Consider the following 424-nt stretch of genomic DNA (forward strand, 5'->3'; position numbering starts at 1 on the left):
ACTAGGCGGTGTGAATGATCTTGTAGGATGGGTAGAGCGAGGCGGAACCCATCATGTGCGCCGCGATTCGAGGTAATGGGTTTCGCTGCGCTCTACCCATCCTACAGACTGTATCTGGTGCGAGTGGATACTAGGGCCCCAATCCCTACTGTGCATGGGGTCGTTTTCGATGTTTTTGTCCAGCCGCGCGGCTGGCCTACCCGAAATACCGCTCCAACACCCCCCGATAGATCCGCGTCAGCTTCTCCAGATCAGCCACCGGCGTGCGCTCGTCGACCTGGTGCATGGTCTGACCGACCAGGCCGAACTCGATCACCGGGCAATAGCTCGAGATGAAGCGGGCGTCCGAGGTGCCGCCGGAGGTCGACAGCTCTGGCCTGCGGCCGGTGACCTCCTCGATTGCGGCGACCGCAAGGTCGGTGAA

The 424-nt window shown here is 61.3% G+C and carries 1 protein-coding gene; it reads right to left on the reverse strand.

What is annotated here, in order from left to right; translation table 11 throughout:
• Positions 1-196: 196 nt before the first annotated feature.
• Positions 197-424: M20/M25/M40 family metallo-hydrolase (locus C0Z19_RS27720; protein ID WP_146012173.1), on the reverse strand; the 228-nt coding region annotated here is incomplete at its 5' end.

This window comes from Trinickia soli (assembly GCF_002879855.1).
In the GTDB taxonomy this organism is placed as follows: domain Bacteria; phylum Pseudomonadota; class Gammaproteobacteria; order Burkholderiales; family Burkholderiaceae; genus Trinickia; species Trinickia soli.